The sequence below is a fragment of the Sandaracinus amylolyticus genome, from assembly GCF_000737325.1.
In the GTDB taxonomy this organism is placed as follows: Bacteria; Myxococcota_A; Polyangia; order Polyangiales; family Sandaracinaceae; genus Sandaracinus; species Sandaracinus amylolyticus.
Window position 1 is genome coordinate 4,009,737 of sequence record NZ_CP011125.1, and the last position, 17,413, is coordinate 4,027,149.

14 protein-coding genes are annotated in these 17,413 nt (G+C 71.2%); 7 read left to right on the forward strand and 7 right to left on the reverse strand.

Features of this window, described 5'->3' with window-relative positions:
* Positions 1 to 141 precede the first annotated feature (141 nt).
* Genes DB32_RS17080 through uvrA form a run of 3 tightly spaced genes read left to right on the forward strand, consistent with a single transcriptional unit; the run spans position 142 to position 4,594 of the window.
* Positions 142 to 822, forward strand: a complete 681-nt coding sequence (locus tag DB32_RS17080) for a winged helix-turn-helix transcriptional regulator (protein WP_157069110.1) — start codon at positions 142 to 144, stop codon at positions 820 to 822.
* Entirely contained in the window at positions 819 to 1,802 is a 984-nt protein-coding gene (locus DB32_RS17085; RefSeq protein ID WP_053233524.1) for a PdxA family dehydrogenase, read from the forward strand. The genes DB32_RS17080 and DB32_RS17085 overlap by 4 nt, the downstream gene beginning before the upstream one ends.
* Positions 1,799 to 4,594 carry an excinuclease ABC subunit UvrA gene (gene uvrA / locus DB32_RS17090; protein ID WP_240481215.1) on the forward strand — a complete coding sequence of 932 codons (2,796 nt, stop codon included), beginning with the start codon at positions 1,799 to 1,801 and terminating at the stop codon, positions 4,592 to 4,594. Before DB32_RS17085 ends, uvrA begins: the two co-directional genes overlap by 4 nt.
* On the opposite strand, the gene DB32_RS17095 is transcribed toward uvrA, so the two are convergent.
* Positions 4,595 to 5,827 (reverse strand): molybdopterin molybdotransferase MoeA, encoded by a 1,233-nt coding sequence (locus DB32_RS17095; RefSeq protein WP_053233525.1) that lies wholly within the window; start codon positions 5,825 to 5,827, stop codon positions 4,595 to 4,597.
* Positions 5,828 to 5,836: 9 nt separating this feature from the next.
* Positions 5,837 to 7,777, reverse strand: a complete 1,941-nt coding sequence (locus tag DB32_RS17100; RefSeq protein WP_157069112.1) for a LysM peptidoglycan-binding domain-containing protein — start codon at positions 7,775 to 7,777, stop codon at positions 5,837 to 5,839.
* Between the two features lie 111 nt (positions 7,778 to 7,888).
* On the opposite strand from DB32_RS17100, the gene DB32_RS46810 reads away from it, so the two are divergent.
* Positions 7,889 to 9,019: an SMI1/KNR4 family protein gene (locus DB32_RS46810; RefSeq protein WP_157069113.1), complete on the forward strand. Its 1,131-nt coding sequence runs from the start codon at positions 7,889 to 7,891 to the stop codon at positions 9,017 to 9,019.
* Between the two features lie 4 nt (positions 9,020 to 9,023).
* On the opposite strand, the gene DB32_RS17110 is transcribed toward DB32_RS46810, so the two are convergent.
* The 3 genes from DB32_RS17110 to DB32_RS17120 all read right to left on the reverse strand — a co-directional run bounded on the left by DB32_RS17110 (position 9,024) and on the right by DB32_RS17120 (position 11,548).
* On the reverse strand, positions 9,024 to 9,383 hold the full coding sequence (locus tag DB32_RS17110; protein ID WP_053233528.1) for a phage holin family protein: 360 nt from the start codon (positions 9,381 to 9,383) through the stop codon (positions 9,024 to 9,026).
* A gap of 41 nt (positions 9,384 to 9,424) precedes the next feature.
* Positions 9,425 to 10,171 (reverse strand): PP2C family protein-serine/threonine phosphatase, encoded by a 747-nt coding sequence (locus tag DB32_RS17115; protein ID WP_053233529.1) that lies wholly within the window; start codon positions 10,169 to 10,171, stop codon positions 9,425 to 9,427.
* A 489-nt stretch (positions 10,172 to 10,660) separates the two neighbouring features.
* On the reverse strand, positions 10,661 to 11,548 hold the full coding sequence (locus tag DB32_RS17120) for a GGDEF domain-containing protein (RefSeq protein WP_053233530.1): 888 nt from the start codon (positions 11,546 to 11,548) through the stop codon (positions 10,661 to 10,663).
* A gap of 185 nt (positions 11,549 to 11,733) precedes the next feature.
* Here DB32_RS17120 and DB32_RS17125 point away from each other — a divergent pair, with 185 nt between their 5' ends.
* Both DB32_RS17125 and DB32_RS17130 read left to right on the forward strand, forming a co-directional pair.
* Positions 11,734 to 12,348: a deoxynucleoside kinase gene (locus DB32_RS17125; RefSeq protein ID WP_169791465.1), complete on the forward strand. Its 615-nt coding sequence runs from the start codon at positions 11,734 to 11,736 to the stop codon at positions 12,346 to 12,348.
* A gap of 56 nt (positions 12,349 to 12,404) precedes the next feature.
* Complete coding sequence (locus DB32_RS17130; RefSeq protein WP_053233532.1) at positions 12,405 to 13,883, forward strand: hypothetical protein; 1,479 nt, start codon at positions 12,405 to 12,407, stop codon at positions 13,881 to 13,883.
* 219 nt (positions 13,884 to 14,102) lie between these two features.
* Here DB32_RS17130 and DB32_RS17135 read toward each other — a convergent pair whose 3' ends face one another.
* Entirely contained in the window at positions 14,103 to 15,596 is a 1,494-nt protein-coding gene (locus DB32_RS17135; RefSeq protein ID WP_053233533.1) for an HD domain-containing phosphohydrolase, read from the reverse strand.
* 211 nt (positions 15,597 to 15,807) lie between these two features.
* Between DB32_RS17135 and DB32_RS17140 the strand changes: the two genes are divergently transcribed.
* On the forward strand, positions 15,808 to 16,428 hold the full coding sequence (locus tag DB32_RS17140; protein WP_053233534.1) for a CPBP family intramembrane glutamic endopeptidase: 621 nt from the start codon (positions 15,808 to 15,810) through the stop codon (positions 16,426 to 16,428).
* A gap of 12 nt (positions 16,429 to 16,440) precedes the next feature.
* On the opposite strand, the gene DB32_RS17145 is transcribed toward DB32_RS17140, so the two are convergent.
* Positions 16,441 to 17,403, reverse strand: a complete 963-nt coding sequence (locus tag DB32_RS17145) for a hypothetical protein (RefSeq protein ID WP_053233535.1) — start codon at positions 17,401 to 17,403, stop codon at positions 16,441 to 16,443.
* Between the last annotated feature and the right edge of the window lie 10 nt (positions 17,404 to 17,413).

Sequence of the window (17,413 nt, forward strand, 5' to 3'; positions counted from 1 at the left end):
CCCCTCGTGGGAGCCTGGATGTAACAACCGTGGCTCCAGCCGGTCAAGCCGCGTGGCTGTTCCGATTGCAAACTCGCGGGCCTGGCGGTAGATGACGCACTGCAGCGCGACCCCTGCAGCCGGTGCCGGCGAGGTGCGTTCATGTGGATTCTGGTCGTGGGCAGTCCCCAGCTCATCGAGCGGAGCGAGGGCGGCCTGGCAGTGCTCCGAGAGCTCGGATGTCGAGTCCGAGCGGCGGATCTCTGGGAGCCACTGGAGCACGACGAGGTGCTCGGGAAGGATCCCCCCGCAGCCGTCCTCGTGGAGGTGCTGGATCAGGTCGAGGCCGGGCGGGCCGCGCTGGGCCGCCTGCGCGCCGCGCCGCCGCTCGCCGAGGTCCCCATCCTCGCCGCGGTGACCGTACCGGCGCTCCAGCGGCTGGACCCCAGCGACACGTTCGACGACATCGTCCTCGTCCCGTACCTCCCGGTCGAGCTCTACGTGCGCATCCGGCGCGCGGAGTGGCGCCGGAGCGAGTACTCCGACTCGGAGCGTCTCAAGCTCGGCCCGCTGGTGATCGATCGCGCGGCGCACGAGGTCCTGGTCGACGGCCGGCTGATCCAACTGACGCACCAGGAGTTCGCGCTGCTCGAGTTCCTCGCGCGACACCGCGGCCGCGTCTTCTCGCGCCAGCAGCTGCTCGAGCGCGTGTGGGGCGTCGACTACTACGGCGGCTCGCGCACCGTCGACATCCACGTCCGCCGCCTGCGCATGAAGCTCGCGAGCGCCGCGAAGCCGATCGAGACCGTGCGCGGGGTCGGCTACAAGATGAAGGCCCCGTGACGCTCGCGTTCGCGACGGGCGATCCCGCGGGCGTCGGGCCGGCGGTCTCGGCCGTCGCAGCGCTCGAGATCGCGCGCGAGGGCGAAGCCGTGCTCGTGCTCGGCGACGCCACGCAGCTCGCGGCGCGGCTCCCCGGCGTGCGCGTGGTGCCGCACGCCGTGGCCCTCGCGCCGGGCGAGATCGCGATCGTCGACACCGGGCGCGTCGATCCTGCGGCGATCGCGAAGCACTCGCCGTCGCGCGAGGTCGGCGCCGCGCAGCTGCGCGCGCTCGATGCGGCGACGCGCGCGGTCCGCGACGGCCACGCGCGCGCGCTCGTGACCGCGCCGACGAGCAAGGAAGCCGTCACGATGTCCGGCACGCCTTTCGTCGGGCAGACCGAGCACCTCGCGCGCGGCGCCGGGCTGCGCGACGACGAGGTCACGATGCTGTTCCTCGGTCCGCGGCTGCGCCTCGCGCTCGTGACCACGCACCTCGCGGTGCGCGACGTGCCGCGGGAGATCACGAAGGAGCGCGTCGAGCGCGCGACGGTGCACCTCGGCGAGGCGCTCGCGCGGCTCGGGCGCCCGCACGGCGCGAAGGTCGCGGTGGCCGCGCTGAACCCGCACGCAGGCGAGAGCGGCATGTTCGGCGACGAGGAAGCGCGCGTCATCGCGCCCGCCGTCGATGCGGCGCGCACGAGGGAGCCGTACGCATCGGGGCGTCTCTCGCTGATCGGGATCGTGCCCGCCGAGACCGCGCTGCGACGCGCGGCAGAGGGCGCGATCGACGGCGTGGTCGCGATGATGCACGACCAGGCGACGATCGCGTCGAAGCTGCTCGACTGGGGCGCCGCCGTGAACGTCACGTGGGGGCTGCCCTTCGTGCGCGCGAGCGTCGATCACGGGGTCGCCTACGACGCGGCGGCGCGCGACGAGGCCGATGCCGCGGGCATGATCGCGGCGGCGCGTTGCGCGCGCGTGCTCGCGGGGAGCCCGTGAGCGAGAAGGACGCGATCGTCGTTCGCGGCGCGCGGATGCACAACCTGCGCGACGTCGACGTCGACGTGCCGCGCGGCGCGCTCACGGTCGTCACCGGGCCGAGCGGATCGGGCAAGTCGTCGCTCGCGTTCGACACGATCTACGCGGAGGCGCAGCGACGCTACGTCGAGTCGCTGCAGACCTATGCGCGACAGTTCCTCGAGCAGCTGCCGAAGCCCGACGTCGACGTGATCGAGGGGCTCTCGCCGGCGATCGCGGTTCGCCAGGAAGTGCCCGCGCGCAACCCGCGATCGACGGTCGGCACGGTCACCGAGATCCACGACTTCGTGCGCGTGCTCTACGCGCGCGTCGGTCAGCCGCACTGTCCGATCTGCGGTCGTCCGGTGAGCGCGTGGACGGTTCCCGAGATGGTCGATCGCACGCTCGCGCTGGGTGAAGGCGCGCGCGTGGTGGTGCAGGCGCCGATCGCGCGCGGCGTGGTCGGCGATCTCGCGGGCGAGCTCGCGAGGTTGCGCAAGGACGGCTTCGTGCGCGTCGTGATCGACGGCGCGGTGCGCGATCTCGGCGAGACGATCTCGCTCGACGCGAAGGTCGCGCACGACCTCGACGTGCAGGTCGATCGCGTGGTCGTGAAGGACGGAGTGCGGCAGCGCCTGTCCGACTCGATCGAGCTCGGGTTGCGGCTCGGCGGCGGCATCGTGCGCGTGGTGCCGCAGGACGGCGAGCCGATGCTGTTCACCGAGCGCCACGCGTGCCCGGTGCATCTCGTGCTCTTGCCGCCCATCGCGCCGCGCACGTTCTCGTGGAACTCGCCCGAGGGCGCGTGCCCGACGTGCGGAGGTCTCGGTGAGCTCGAGCGCTTCGACGAAGCGCGCGTCGTGCCGGATCCGTCGAAGACGATCGCGGAGGGCGCGATCGTGGCGTGGGGCGCGCCGCGCGAGAAGGCCTATCGCGATCGCGTGAGCGCGCTGAAGAAGGCGGGGATCGACGTCGACGCGCCGTGGAGCGCGCTCTCCGCCGAGATGCGCGACGCGGTGCTGAACGGGCTCGTCGCGTCGAAGAAGAAGATCGAGGGCGTGCTCGCGTCGCTCGAGCGACAGTGGGTCGAGCTCGATGCGCGTCGCGGCGAGGACGACGACGAAGCGCTCGAAGGAGTCGCGGAGGAGCTCGCGAAGTTCCGTGCGCGCGGGACGTGCCCGACGTGCGGCGGCGCGCGGCTTCGCCCCGAGGCGCTCGGCGTGACGGTGGGTGGGCTCTCGATCCGCGCGCTCGAGGCGCTCTCGATCGACGACGCACGCGCGCACGTCGACGCGCTGACGCTCGAAGGGCGACAGGCCGAGGTCGCCGAGCCGCTGCTGCGCGAGGTGCGATCGCGGCTGCGGTTCCTCGCGGACGTGGGCGTCGGCTATCTGTCGCTCGATCGATCCGCGGGCACGCTCTCGAGCGGCGAGGCGCAGCGCATCCGCCTCGCGACGCGCATCGGGCACGCGCTGGTCGGCGTGCTCTACGTGCTCGACGAGCCTTCGATCGGCCTGCATCCGCGGGACACGGGGCGCTTGATCGAGACCATCCGTCGCCTTCGCGATCGCGGCAGCACGGTGCTGGTGGTCGAGCACGATCTCGACGTCGTGCGCGCCGCCGATCGTGTGATCGACATGGGCCCGGGCGCGGGCACCGAGGGCGGACGTGTGATCGCGGTCGGCACGCCCGACGAGATCGCGCGCGACGAGCAGTCGCTGACGGGCGCGTTCCTCGCGCGGAAGCGACGCGTGGGCCGCGCGCGCAAGACGCCGCGGGCGCCGCGCGGATGGATCACGATCCGCGGCGCGACGCTGCACAACCTCGTCGGCGTCGACGCGCGCGTGCCGGTCGGCGTGCTCACCGCGGTCACGGGCGTGAGCGGCGCGGGCAAGTCGTCGCTCGTCGTCGGCACGCTGCTCGAGGCCGCGCGACAGGTGATCAACGGTGCGCGCGGCGAGACGGTGCGCGCGAAGGTCGAGGGGCTCGACGCGTTCGATCGTGTGATCGCGATCGACGATCGTCCGATCGGTCGCACGCCGCGCTCGAACCCCGCGACGTACTCGGGGATCTTCGGCCCGCTGCGCGAGCTCTTCGCGTCGCTGCCCGAGGCGCGCGCGCGTGGCTGGGACGCGGGGCGCTTCAGCTTCAACCAGAAGGGCGGGCGCTGCGAGACGTGCAAGGGCGAGGGCGTCGTCCGGATCGACATGCAGTTCCTCCCGGACGTGCTCGCGACGTGCGAGGTGTGCGGCGGGCGTCGCTACGATCGCGAGACGCTCGACGTGAAGTGGCGCGGGCTGTCGATCGCCGACGTGCTCGACCTGACGGTGAGCGAGGCGCGCGATCTGCTCGGCGCGGTGCCCGCGATCCGCGATCGGCTGGACGCGATCGCGTCGGTGGGGCTCGGCTATCTCACGCTCGGACAGAGCGCGACGACGCTCTCCGGTGGCGAAGCGCAGCGCCTCGCGCTCGCGCGCGAGCTCGCACGACGCGCGACGGGGCGCACGCTCTACGTGCTCGACGAGCCGACGACCGGGCTGCACCTCGCGGACGTCGACGTGCTGATCGGCGTGCTCGAGGATCTCGTCGAGCAGGGCAACACGGTCGTGCTCATCGAGCACGCGCTCGAGGTGGTCGCGGCCGCGGACTGGGTGATCGATCTCGGTCCCGAGGGCGGGCCGGGCGGTGGTCGCGTCGTCGTCGCGGGCACGCCCGACGAGATCACGAACGCGCCCGCGTCGCACACCGGACGGCTGCTGCGCGAGCGCGCGTGATCACGCGAACGGGCTCGCGTCCGACGCGTCGCGCAGCAGCATCGCGCGCAGGCGCGCGCCCTGCTCGATCGTGCCGACGTCGGCGGGCAGGATCAGCAGCGCGTCCACGTTCGCGATCGACTGCGTCGACCCCGAGCCCTGCTTCGCCCCGATCGACGCGATCGCGCGCCCATCACGCCACTCGAGCCGCGCGCGGGCGAGCTCCACGCGACCGGTCGAGCGTCGATGCGCGTGCCCGAGCTCGACGTCGATCACGCGACGGAACGGGCGCGGATCGCCCATCATCCGGCGCAACGCGGGTCGCACGAAGAGCTCGAACGTGACCCACGCGCTCACCGGGTTGCCGGGCAGTCCGAACACCGGCGTCGTGGCTGCGAGCCCGAACGTGAGCGGCTTGCCGGGCTTCATCGCGACCTTCCAGAAGCGCGCCTCCACGCCCGCGGCGGCGAGCGCGAGGTGCACGAGATCGTGATCGCCGACCGACACGCCGCCGCACACCACGAGCGCGTCGGCGCGCAGCCCTTCACGAACGCGTGCGGTGAGCGCCTCGAGCTCGTCGGGCGCGCGCGGGATGCGGATCGCGACGCCGCCTGCCTCGCGCACGGCGGCCGCGATCGTCGGCCCGTTCGAGTCGAAGATCGAGCCCGGGCGCGCGGGCTCACCGGGGTCGCGCAGCTCGTCACCGTTGACCAGCACCGCGACGCGCGGCGCGCGCAGCACGTCGACGCTCGTCACGCCCTGGCTCGCGAGCAGCGCGGTCTCACCCGCGCCGATTCTGGCACCGAGTGCCAGAATCTCCGCGCCGACCGCGAGGTCCTCTCCCCGCGCGCGCACGTGCGCGCCGGGCGCAGGCACACGGCGGAAGCGCACGGCGCCGTCATACGCGTCGACGTCCTCCTGCATGACCACCGCGTCGGCGCCCTCGGGCACGGGCGCACCGGTGAAGATGCGCATCGTGGTGCGCGCCGTGATCGCCTCGGGCCATTCGCCGCCCGCGCGTGACTCGCCGCGCGGTTCGAGCGCGATCGGCGCGGCATCGCTCGCGCTCGCGAGATCGGCGGTGCGCACCGCCCAGCCGTCCATCGCGCTCGCGTCGAAGGGCGGCGCGTCGTGGCGCGCGAAGACGGGCGCGGCGAGCACCCGACCGAGCGCATCGTCGAGCGAGACGCGCTCGGCGCCGAGCGTCGGGATCGAAGCGAGGATCGACTCGAGCGCGTCTGCGATGGAGAGCACGCGCGGAGTCTAGCCCGCGGGATCGGGCTCCGCGGACGCTTCGATCTCGGCGTCGGGCGCTTCGGCCTCGGGCTCCTGCGCTTCGGTCTCTTCGGCCTCGGCCTCTTCGGTCTCCGCGTGGGGCTCGGCGCGCGCCACGACGGGCTCGCTCGAGATCTGATCGCGCATCTCCGCGGGCACGCGCCCCGGCTCGCAGTACACGACGAGCTCCTGCCCGACGCGCAGCGTCGCCTCGCGCGCGATCTGGTTGATGCGCGCCATCGATCCCGTCGAGAGCCCGAAGCGCTCCGCGATCTCCGAGAGCGTGTCGCCGGTGCGCACGCGATAGCGGAGCCGCACGCGCCCGTCCTGGCGCACGTGGTGCTCGTAGAACTCTTCGCTCCCGATCACGATCGTTCGCACCTCTTCGGCGCTCATCACGATCGCGCGACCGAGGTCGATGCGCGTCGGCACGAAGAGCTGCAGGAACATGCCCTCCTGCAGCGCAGCGCGCGGATCGATCGCGTTCCACTGCCGCACTTCGTCGAGCGTCACGCCGAAGAAGCGCGCGATCTCGCGCAGCTGATCGCTGCGCTGCACGCGATAGAACACGCGCCGTCGATCGGCGTACTCGAACGTGCCCGGCGGGATCGCGATCACCGGCGGCTCGCTCGCGCGCTCGCTCGCGCGCACCGTGGTGGCGGGCACCACGATCGCGAGCCCGACGCCGACGCGATCCTCCTCCGCGAGCTCGTTCATCTCGCGCAGCTCGCGCTCGGTCACGCCGTGGCGCCGCGCGATCGTCGCGAGGTCCTCGCCGAAGCGCACGACGTAGCTGCGCTCGACGGGATCGCTCGGACGGATGCGCGCCCACGCGCGCTCGAACGCGCTGCGGGTTCCGCCCGGGATGCGCACCGCGACGCGCTCGCTGCCCGGCGGACAGCGGTCGCGACGAAACGCGGGGTTCAGGCGATGCATCTCCTCGACGGTCGTGCCCGCGGCGCGCGCGATCGGCCCGAGCGAAGTCCCACCGGGCACCTCGACCACGTCGATCGCGATCGGATCTTCGCGCACGATGTCGCCGACCCCGAAGCGCTCGGGGTTCCGCCCCACGATCGCGCACGCCATCACCTTCGCGACGTAGAGCGACGTCTCGAAGGGCAGGGCGGCCTCGAGGTGCGAGAGCTCCCAGTAGTCGTTCGTGTCGTACTTCCGGATCGATCGCAGCAGCGCGCCGTAGCCCATGTTGTACGCGGCGAACGCGAGCTCCCACGTGCCGAAGCGACGCTGCAGCGCGCCGAGATAACGCGCGCCCGCGCCCGTCGACGCCTCGGGATCCATGCGCATGTCGACCCAGTGATCCTGGGTGAGCCCGTACTCCGCGCCGGTGCGCGACACGAACTGCCAGAGCCCGACCGCGCCCGCGCCCGAGCGCGCGCGCGGATCGAAGCCGCTCTCGATCATCGCGACGTAGATCAGATCCTCGGGCAGGCCCTGCTCGCGCAGCGTGCGACGGATCGTCGGCCCGAAGCGATCGAGCCGACGCATCCAGCTCCGGATGAGCTGCTGTCCGCGCGGGTCGTCGCGGAAGAACTCGAGGTAGCGGATCACGCGCTCGTCCCAGCGCACCGGGATGTCCGGCAGCGTGAGCCCTTCGAGCCACGAGAGATCGCGCGCGCGACCGGTCGCGCCCGTGTCGACGCCGGCGATCGGCGCGTCGCTCGTCAGCGCGTCGGGCACGCTCAGCCGCACGGGGCGCGGCATCTGCGGCGTGATCTCCACGATCGCCTGGTCGCGCCCGAAGATCTCGAGCTCGGCGAGGCGCAGCGCGCGCAGCTCGGGCGACTCCTCGCCCTCGACGCCGGGGATCGCCTCCTCCGCTGGCTCCGCCTCCTGCGCTCGCGCGCGCGCCGACCACAGCGGAGCGCCCGCGAGCGCGAGCAGGCACACGAGTCCGAGGGCCCGTCGCATCGCGGCCGATGCTAGCGCGCACCGTCCGGAGACGGCCAGAAAGTGCGCTCGTGTGCGACACGCGATGACGCGCGCCAGGGATGCCGGGCCGCCGTAGTAGACTCGCGCGCCATGCATCGGGGAGTGCGAGAGTTCGTGCGCTGGATGGAGGATCACCGCGAGCAGACGGGGCTCGCGCTGCAGCCGCCCGCGCAGGCGCGAGACATCCAAGCCATCGAGCACCACGTGGGCTCGCCGCTCCCCGCGGACCTCCGGCTCGTGCTCGGTCGCTTCAACGGCGCGGTCACGCCCGCGGGCACGCTGCTCACCGCGGCGCCCGGGCCCGGCGCGACGATCGAGGCCGCGCTCAAGGAGGTCGCGTCGCAGCGCGCCGCGTCGTTCCTCGATCCCGATCTGCTGCTGCCCTTCCATCGCACCGAGCACGGCACCGTGCTCGCGTTCGATCGCAGCGCCGCGCCGGTCGCGGACACGTGGCCGATCGTCGACTACGACCCCGACAGCGGCGAGGTGCGGCTCGTCCATCGCACGTTCGATGGTTGGTGCCGGCTCTGCGTGAACGAGTGGACGACCGAGAGCGGCACGCCGTTCGATCTCGACAAGTACCTGCGGCAGGGCCAGCGGCACGTGGAGATCGAGCCCGACGTGTCGATCGCGCACGTGACGGTCGGGCATGCGCTCCGTCGTGCGGGTCGTCCCGAGGAGGCGCTCGCGTCGTACCTGCGCGGCGCGCGCTGCGTGCCCGCGATCCCGTGGGCCGACTGGGAGGCGCTGAAGATCGCGTCGATCCTGGGCGACCTCGACGCGATCGCGGAGAGCGGAGGGCGCCTCGCGAAGCGCACGCCCGAGCAGGTCTGGGAGCAGCGCGGGACGACGCCTTCGCGCGTCGCGTACGTCATCGCGCGCGCGCTCCCGACGGTGCCGGAAGGCAAGCAGCGCGAGTCGCTGATGCGCGCGCTCGACAACCTCGAGCCGCAGTCGCGTGACCCCGAGGATCGCAGCGCGCGCGACGCGATCCTCGCAGCGGCGCGGAGCGGCGAGATCCTGATACCGCAGCCGTGGCCCGCGCAGGAGACCGCGATCCCCACGCAGGCCGACGTCGATGCGTGGTGGGCTGCGATGGTCGCGGGCTACCAGTCGGGCCAGCTGCGCGACGACGACCTCGTGCTCGATCCGACGTACGACGCGCTGCGCGCGACGCACTCGATCGCGGATCTGCTCCGCATCCGTCGCGACTTCGGCTGATCGCTCAGAAGACGCGGTGCAGCACCGCTTCCACGCCCGTGCCGATCACCGACGTGATCAGCGCGGCGAGGAACGCGGTGCTCGCCTTGTCGATCGACAGGCGCTTGCTGAGCTTGTCGGTCGCGAGCAGCAGGATCGTCGCGACGACGAGCCGCGTGAGGAACGAGAGCAGGAAGCCGATGCCCAGCGTTCCGATCCCGATCGCCGTGTAGAGCACCCAGCCGAGGAAGAAGCTGAGCGTGCCGAACACGGCGGACACGACCAGATGGCTCCCGACGCCGCCCTTGATCTTGAAGCCCGGCAGCAGCAGCGAGGCGACCCAGAACGACAGCGTCAGCGCCACCCACGAGATGATCAGGCTCATGAGGTGTTAAATGCGCGGCCTGCCCAGCGTATGCCAGGCGCCTATCCGACGACACGCGCGACCACGACGGTCACGTTGTCGTGCGCGCCCGCCGCGAGCGCGGCCTCGACGAGCCGCTCGGTCAGCGTCTCCGCGGGCTCGACGAGCACCCAGCGCGCGAGCTGCTCGTCCTCGAGCACGTCGGTGAGCCCGTCGCTCGCGATCACGAACACGTCGCCGACCTCCGCGCGCTCGATGCGCAGGTCGGGACGCGAGTCGCCGGGCACGCCGAGCGCGCGCGTGATCACGTGCTGGAAGCTGCACTGATGGCGCGGCGGCAGCGACATGCGCCCCGCGGCCTCCATCTCCGCGTAGAGCGAGTGATCGCGCGTCATCGCCTCGAAGATCCCGCCGCGCATCCGGTACACGCGGCTGTCGCCGACGTGCGCGATGAGCGCGTGATCCTGCTGGAGCACCACCGACGCGATGGTCGATCCCATCTGCGCGAGGAGGCCGACCTTCTTCCGACAGATCTCGCGGTGCGCGATGCGCAGCGCGAGGTCCATCCGTCCGCGCGCGAGCGCGTGATCGTCGGTCGCGTCCTCGAGCCCGAGCCCGCCGTCGGGCGCCATGCGCGCGAAGTACTTGCGCAACGTGTCGACGGCCGTGCGTGACGCGACCTCGCCGCCCTCGTAGCCGCCCATCCCGTCCGCGACGACGTAGAGGCCTGCTGCGTCGTCTGCGCAGAACGCGTCTTCGTTGTTCTCGCGGCGACCGACGTGGGTGCTGGCCTGGCTGATGACGCGCATGGGCTCTGAGGCCACATCTAGCGACAGACGTGCCACGTCACCAGAGGGCGGTCCGCGCTTCGGAGCCCGCGCTTCTCGCGCCCGCAATTCCGGCGCCCTCGTGGGAGCGTGTGCCACAACGCGCAGCGCCGACACGATTGCAGGAGCGAATCGGAGCCTTTCGACCCCGGAATGCCGGCCAGCGCGGCAGCCCCTGGAACACGGACACCCCTACGGGCGATGCGCCGCCGCGCGACCAGCAGCGTTCACGCACGTGTGCGCGCCCGTTCGCGCCCGCGCTCATCGCGCTCGGTGACGCGAGCTCACCCCCGCGCGCGCCGAGGCCGAGGTCGACGGAACGTTCGGCGCCGCGCAGCGCGCGCCCCGCAAGCGGGTAAGGACCCGCGGACGTTCGGCGCCGCGCATCGCGCGCCCCGGCAAGCGGGTTGAGGACCCGCGCGCGGCCCGGGGGTCGACAGGGGGGCGCGCAGCCCCCCGGGGCAACGCAGCTCAGATGCAGACGCGGTTGCGTCCGCTGCGCTTCGCTTCGTAGAGCTTCTCGTCGGCGGCCTTGAGGAACGCGGTCACGTCCATCTCCGGCGCGAGCTCCGCCGCGCCGAGCGAGACGGTCACCGGGATCACCTCGTTCTCGAACGTGAAGCGACGCTCCTGCACGCGACGACGCAGGTCTTCCGCGATCGCCCCCGCGCCCGGCACCGGCGTCTCGGGAAGCAGCGCGCAGAACTCCTCGCCGCCGTAGCGCGCGAAGATGTCGTCGGGGCGCAGCCGGCTCTTCACGAGCGTCGCGAGCTCCTTGAGCACGTAGTCGCCCGCGAGGTGGCCGTAGGTGTCGTTGATCTTCTTGAAGTGATCGATGTCGAACATCACGGCCGAGAGCGGCCGTGCGTGCCGACGCGAGCGCGGGATCTCTCGCTCGAGCGTCTCGAGCAGATAGCGCTTGTTGTGCGCGCCGGTCAGCCCGTCGACGATCGTCATCCGATAGATCGTCTCGTGGTACTGGGCCTCGACGTCGGCGCCGCTCAGGTACTTCATGATCGTGTCGCCGATCTTCACCTGGTCGCCACGACGCAGCTGGTACTCCTTGACCAGGTCGTCGTTGACGTAGGTGCCGTTCGTCGAGTCGAGATCGACGACGTACCACGACGTGTTCCGGCGCTCGATGCGGCAGTGGCGACGCGAGACGGAGTCGTTGTCGAGGACGACGACGTTCTCCTGTCCGCGGCCGATCGTCAGCGTGTCTCGCTCGAGGACGTAGCGCTTACCGAACTGGCGCGCGTCGCTCGAGTAGATGACGACGAGACAATCGTTGCCCGCTCGACTCCCGATCTTGAGCTCTTCGAGCGGCGTGACGCGCGTCTTGATGTCGGAGTCCTGCACGATGCGCCCTGACGACCCCTGCAGTTCGAGACCCCTTCGGCTCCGTTCCTTTGGAGCCGCGTCGCTCTCGGGCCCACGCCGGGACCCCGCGACATGGATTGAGACTACGGGACTTTCCTCCGTGGCGTCAATCGCGGGAAGGGCGTGCTAGCGTCACCCGCGTGGGTGGTCAGGTCCTGCTCGCGGTGGCGGGCAACGTCGGCTCGGGCAAGACGACGCTCACCCACCGGCTCGTGTCGCGGCTCGGCTTCGTGGGGCTCTTCGAGAGCACCGAGGCCAACCCGTATCTCGCCGACTTCTACGGCGACATGCGGCGATATGCGCTGCCCGCTCAACTGCGTTTCCTCGCCCAACGAGTCATCGACACGCGCCGTGTGATCGACGAGGGCGCGAGCGCCATCTGGGATCGCACGCCGTGGGAGGACGCCGACATCTTCGCGGCGAACCTGCATTCACGCGGCGCGATGGACGATCGCGACTTCGAGACGTATCGGATGCTCGCGTCGCAGCTCCTCGCCGATGTGCGTCCGCCGGACCTGTTGGTCTACCTGCAGCGCTCGGTGGCGAGCTGTCGCGACAACATCGCACGACGTGGCCGCGATTACGAGGATTCGATCCCGATCTCGTATCTCGAAGACCTGAGTCTCAGGTACGATGCGTTCTTCGAATCGTGGGACCGTTCTCGGAAGCTGTTGGTCCGCGCAGAGGACTACGATTTTCTCCGCGACGGCTCGCATCTCAGCGAGCTGGTCGGTCGCATCGCGGAGAGTCTGCCTCAGCGCTTCTTGTCGTTCGGCTGATCACCGGCGCGCTCGCCGCGATCCTCACCAGCTGCGGCGCGAGCCCGGCGCGGGTGATGGACGTGCGGAACGTCGCGCCGATCGCGCTGCGCGGCTCCGTGATGTTCGAGGCGCGGACGCCGACGCCGCGCGGGCTCTCGAACGAGCTCGAGCTGCGCCCGTCGCGAGGCATCGTCGTCCGCGTGCTCGATCGCGACGGCCGCGCGCTGGTGCAGACGCGCACGACGCCGGATGGTCGCTTCGAGGTGCAGGCGCCGGGCAACGCGGCGCTCGTCGAGGTCCGCGCGCAGACCGCGGAGGACGAGGTCACCGTCACGCGTGATGCGCAGGGCGCGCAGATCCACGCGGTGCGCGTGCCGGCGTCGGCGAGCGAGATCACGATCGTCGCGCGCGATCACGAGGGCTCGTTCGCGGGCGCGCTGCACCTGCTCGACACGATGCATCGCGGCATCGAGACCGTGCGCGCGTGGTCGGGCCGCGCGCTGCCGCCGGTCTATGCGTACTGGGATCGCGGCGTCACGCGCGAGTGGAGCTACTACCGCGGTGAGCGTCCCGAGGGATCGGGACGCTTCTGCGTCGAGCTGCTCGGCGGTGATCCGGGCGCGCAGGCGACGAGCGACACGGACGAGCACGACGAAGCGATCGTGCTGCACGAGCTCGGTCACTTCGTGATGGATCGGCTCACGGGCGACTCCTCGGTGGGCGGTCAGCACCCGCGTGGTGCGCTGATCGATCCCGGGCTCGCGTGGGAAGAGGGGCGCGCGACGTGGTTCGCGACCGCGGTGCTCGGCGCGCCGGCGTATCGCGACACGATCGGGCTCGCGCCGCACGGGCGCATGCGCGTCGACGAGAGCCTCGAGACGCCGATGGGCCCGCGCGGCATGGGCTCGGAGACGAGCGTCGCGGGCGTGCTGTGGGATCTCGCCGATGGCGACGGGACGCTGCCCGACGACGACGCGGATGGGATCGCGCTCGGCGCGGCGCCGCTGCTCCAGGCGATGATCGAGATCGCGCGCGTCGACGGAGCGTTCCCGTCGCTGCCGACGTTCCTGCGTTACCTCGTCGCGAGCGGGCGCGTGCCCGAGAGCGGCGTGCGCACGATGCTCGCGCGCACGGGTGAGCCGCCGTCGGTGCTGCCCGAGGGCGACATCGCGCCGTGGCCGCTCGATCTGCGCGCGGGCGAAGCGGCGCAGGGCAAGATCGACGGGCTCACGCAGCCAGCCCCGAGCGGCGGCGCGAACCGCCCCGACACCGGCTTCGATGCGATCCGCGCGTACCGCGTGCGCGTCGAGCGCCGCTCGATGCTCTCGGTGCGCCTCGTGATCCGCGGCAGCGGTGGCGACGCGGATCGCACGGATCTCGATCTCGAGCTGCGCGATGCGCGCGCCCGCGTGCTCGATGCAGCGCGCGGTCGCGCGTCGAGCGAAGCCGTCGGGCGCGTCGTGGAGCCGGGCTGGTACGTCGTGTACGTGCGCGACGGCGGCCGCGGCAACCGCGCCGACTACGAGCTGCACGTGACGACCTCTCCGCGCTGAGCGCTACGAAATCCGTAGCGCTACGAAATTCGTAGCAAGAGGATCAACCGCAGAGAGCCGCAGAGATGAGAAGAGGGCTCTTCTCCGATCTCTGCGGCTCTCTGCGTTCTCTGCGGTTGAATTTCCTCTGAAGAGACCAGGAGGAACAGGAGAGGGGGAAACCGACGTGGTCTTCCCAACCCTCCTGCCTTCGTTAAGAAAGGCTCTCCTGAAGGCTCGTCACTCGGGAACGGGCTCGCCGTTCGCCTGCTTCTCTTCGCGGTCCGCTTCGATCGCTTCGTGGAACTCGTGCGCGCAGTCGGGATCGAACTGCGATGCCGCGCAGCGCAGGATCTCGTTCACCGCGACGTCGTGCGGGAGCGCTTTGCGATACGCGCGGTCGCTCGTCATCGCGTCGTACGTGTCCGCGACCGAGATGATGCGCGCGAGCAGCGGGATCTCCTGCGCCTTGAGCCCGAGCGGGTAGCCGCGCCCGTCCCAGCGCTCGTGGTGCAGGTGCACGCCGGGGATCAGCGGGTGCAGGAACGTGATCGGCTCGAGGATGTCGCGCCCGAAGTCGGGGTGTCGCTTGAAGACCTCGTAGTCCTCCTGCGAGAGCTTCCCCGGCTTGTTCAGGTTCATCACGCAGCCGATCTTGCCGATGTCGTGCATCAGCGCGGCTTGGCGCGCGATCTCGACCTGCTCCTCGGGCAGGCCGAGCTTGATCGCGAGGATCTGCGCGTACGCCGCGACGCGCTCCGAGTGGCCCGACGTGTAGCGATCCATCTTGTCGATCGCGCTCGCGAGGCCCTTGATCGTCTGCTGGAACGTCGCCTTGAGGTCCTCGTACAGCTTCGCGTTCTCGATCGCGGCCGCGGCGCGGTGCGCGACCATGAGCAAGAGCTTGCGCTGGCCTTCGTCGAACTTCTTGCCGCGCGTGTAGCTGAAGACGCCGAGGAAGCCGACGTTCTCCTTGCGCATGCGGAGTGGGCACACGACGAGCGAGTGCGGCTTCATGCCGGTCTCGCTCGCCTTGACGTAGTCGAAGACCTGCGAGCCGTGCACGCGCAGCGGCTGGTCCTCCTGGAAGAAGCGCGAGAGCGCGCTCGCATCGAGCGACGCGAGCTCCGACACCGGGCGGAAGTCCGGGTGCAGCTCGCGGCCGCGCTCGAAGAAGCCGCCCATCCCGTCCTTGAGCACGATCGACACCTGATCGGCGTCGAGCTCGTGGATCGCGGCGTCCGTGACCGTGTGCATCACCTCTTCGAGCGAGAGGGACGCGGCGATCGCCTCGCTCACCTTGTAGAGCGAGAGCGACTCCTTGAGGCGCAGGTTCTCCGCGGTGAGCTTCTGCTTCTCGAGCCCGCGGCGGATCGTGTGGACGACCTCTTCGACCTTGAAGGGCTTGAGGATGTAGTCGTACGCGCCGCGCTTCATCGCGTCGATCGCGGTCTCGACGGTGCCGAAGCCCGTCATGATCACCGTGACGACGTTGGGCGTGTGCTTGCTGATCGCCTGCAGCAGCTCGAGCCCGCCCATGTTGGGCATCTTCAGGTCGCTGAGGACCAGGTCGTAGTGGTGTCGCGAGAGCTCGACGAGCGCGGCGCTTCCGTCCTCCGCGGTGCGGACCCAGAAGCCTTCCATCGAGAGGAAGTCCGCGAGGATCTCGCGGATCACCTTCTCGTCGTCGACGACCAGGATGCGCGGCGCTTCGTCGTGACCGTGGTATTCCATCGACTACGAGCCCGAGGAGCGGCGGCCCTCGTCACGCGCACGTCGTCCGTGGGAGAGGCGTGCGCGGGAGAAAGGCCTCGTGGACCTCGGGTGACGGATCTTGCCCGAGAAGGAACTGGGTGGACAGATCGATCGCGTGGGGCCGCTGGTGTAGGTCGCGTGGGGCGGGGGTGTCAACGCTGCATCTCACGTCTCGTGCGAGGAAACACTCGTGAGCCGCCGACGCATCACCGGTGCGCTGATCGCGTACGCCGCGACGATCGTCGTGGCGCTCGGCCTCGGGGTCGCGCTCGGGCGACCGATGATCGCGAGACATCCGTCGGCGATCCTCGACCTCGGCGGCGCGGCGAGCATCGTGTCGATGGGCCTCGGTCTGGTGATCGCCGTGATCACGATCACGTCGACGCGCTCGCTGCTCGCGCGGACGCGCTGGGCGCGCGCGCTGCGCACCGAGCTCAAGACGTTGCTCGAGGGCGCGAGCGGCGCGCAGCTCGTGCTGCTGGGCGTGGCGAGCGGGGTGGCGGAAGAGCTGCTCTTCCGTGGGGCGCTGCAGCCGTGGCTCGGCTACGTCGGGACGTCGATCGGCTTCGGGCTCCTGCACGTGGCGCCGCGCCGCGAGCTCCTGCCGTGGACCGTGTGGGCGGTCGTGATGGGCTTCGTGCTCGGCGGGGTGTTCGAGCTGACCGGCGCGCTCGAAGGGCCGATCGTCGCGCACGTGCTGATCAACGTCGTGAACCTGCGCGTCATCGCGCGGCACGACGCGCGGCTCGACCCGGGTGATGGCCGGCTCGAGCCGCCGAAGCTCGTGTCGCGCGTACGTCGCGAGCGCTGAACGTCGCGCCGCTCAGCGCACCCGGATCTGCACGCTGTAGTTTTCGCAGCTGCCGCCGAACGTGCTCGACGTGACGCGCACGAAGAGCGCGCCGCTGTCGTTCGAGCTGAGGAAGCGATCGCAGTCGGTGTCGAGCGTCACGGTCTCGCTCGCCGTGCCCGCAGCGTCCGAGGTGCATCCGCGGCCGACCATGTTGTCCGCGGTCCCCGCGGTGCACGTCGTGAGGTCGGGATCCGAGCCGCAGTCGTAATAGGCCGCGAGGCGGTAGTCGCTGCCCGCGGGGATGTCGTCGAGCGTGACCGTGATCACCGCGTTGTCGGTGTTGCTGTCGGTGATCTCGTAGCGGAACCAGTCCTCGTCGCGATCGTCGTCGAGGTTGACCATCGTGATCGCGAAGTCGGGATCGTCGGAGTCGGCGTAGGTGCCGCGGCTCGACACGGTGGTGTGCGACTCGTTCGGCTCGCTGGCGTCGGGCGCGCACGCGCAGCGGCCGTCGATGCACGAGCCGCCCGCGCCGCAGGTGCCGCAGTCGAGCGGCGTGCCGCAGCCGTCGTCGGGCGCGCCGCACATCGCGCCCATCTCCTCGCACGTGCGCGCCACGCAGACGCACGCATCGCCGTCGCGATGGAACGGGGGCGTGCACTCGAAGTCGCACCCGCCGGCGGCGTTGCAGATCGTCGTGCCCATGCCGGGCGGCGCGGGGCACGCCTCGCCGCAGCCGAGACGACAGCCGTTCGCGGGCTCGTTCGGCAGGTCGTCGATGCACCCGCCGCCGCACGCGTGCTGGCCCTCGCCGCAGGTGCCGGTCGACGCGTCGCGCCGCGTGGTGCCGCCGTCCTCGCGCGGTCCGGAGTCGACGGTCGTCGGGCCGCCGTCGGCGTCGCCTCCGCCTCCGCCGCCTCCTCCTCCCGACGCGCAGGCCGTGACGTTCGTGACGAGGAGCGCGGCGACGAGGATCAACGGCAAGCGATGCATCGAGCGGGAC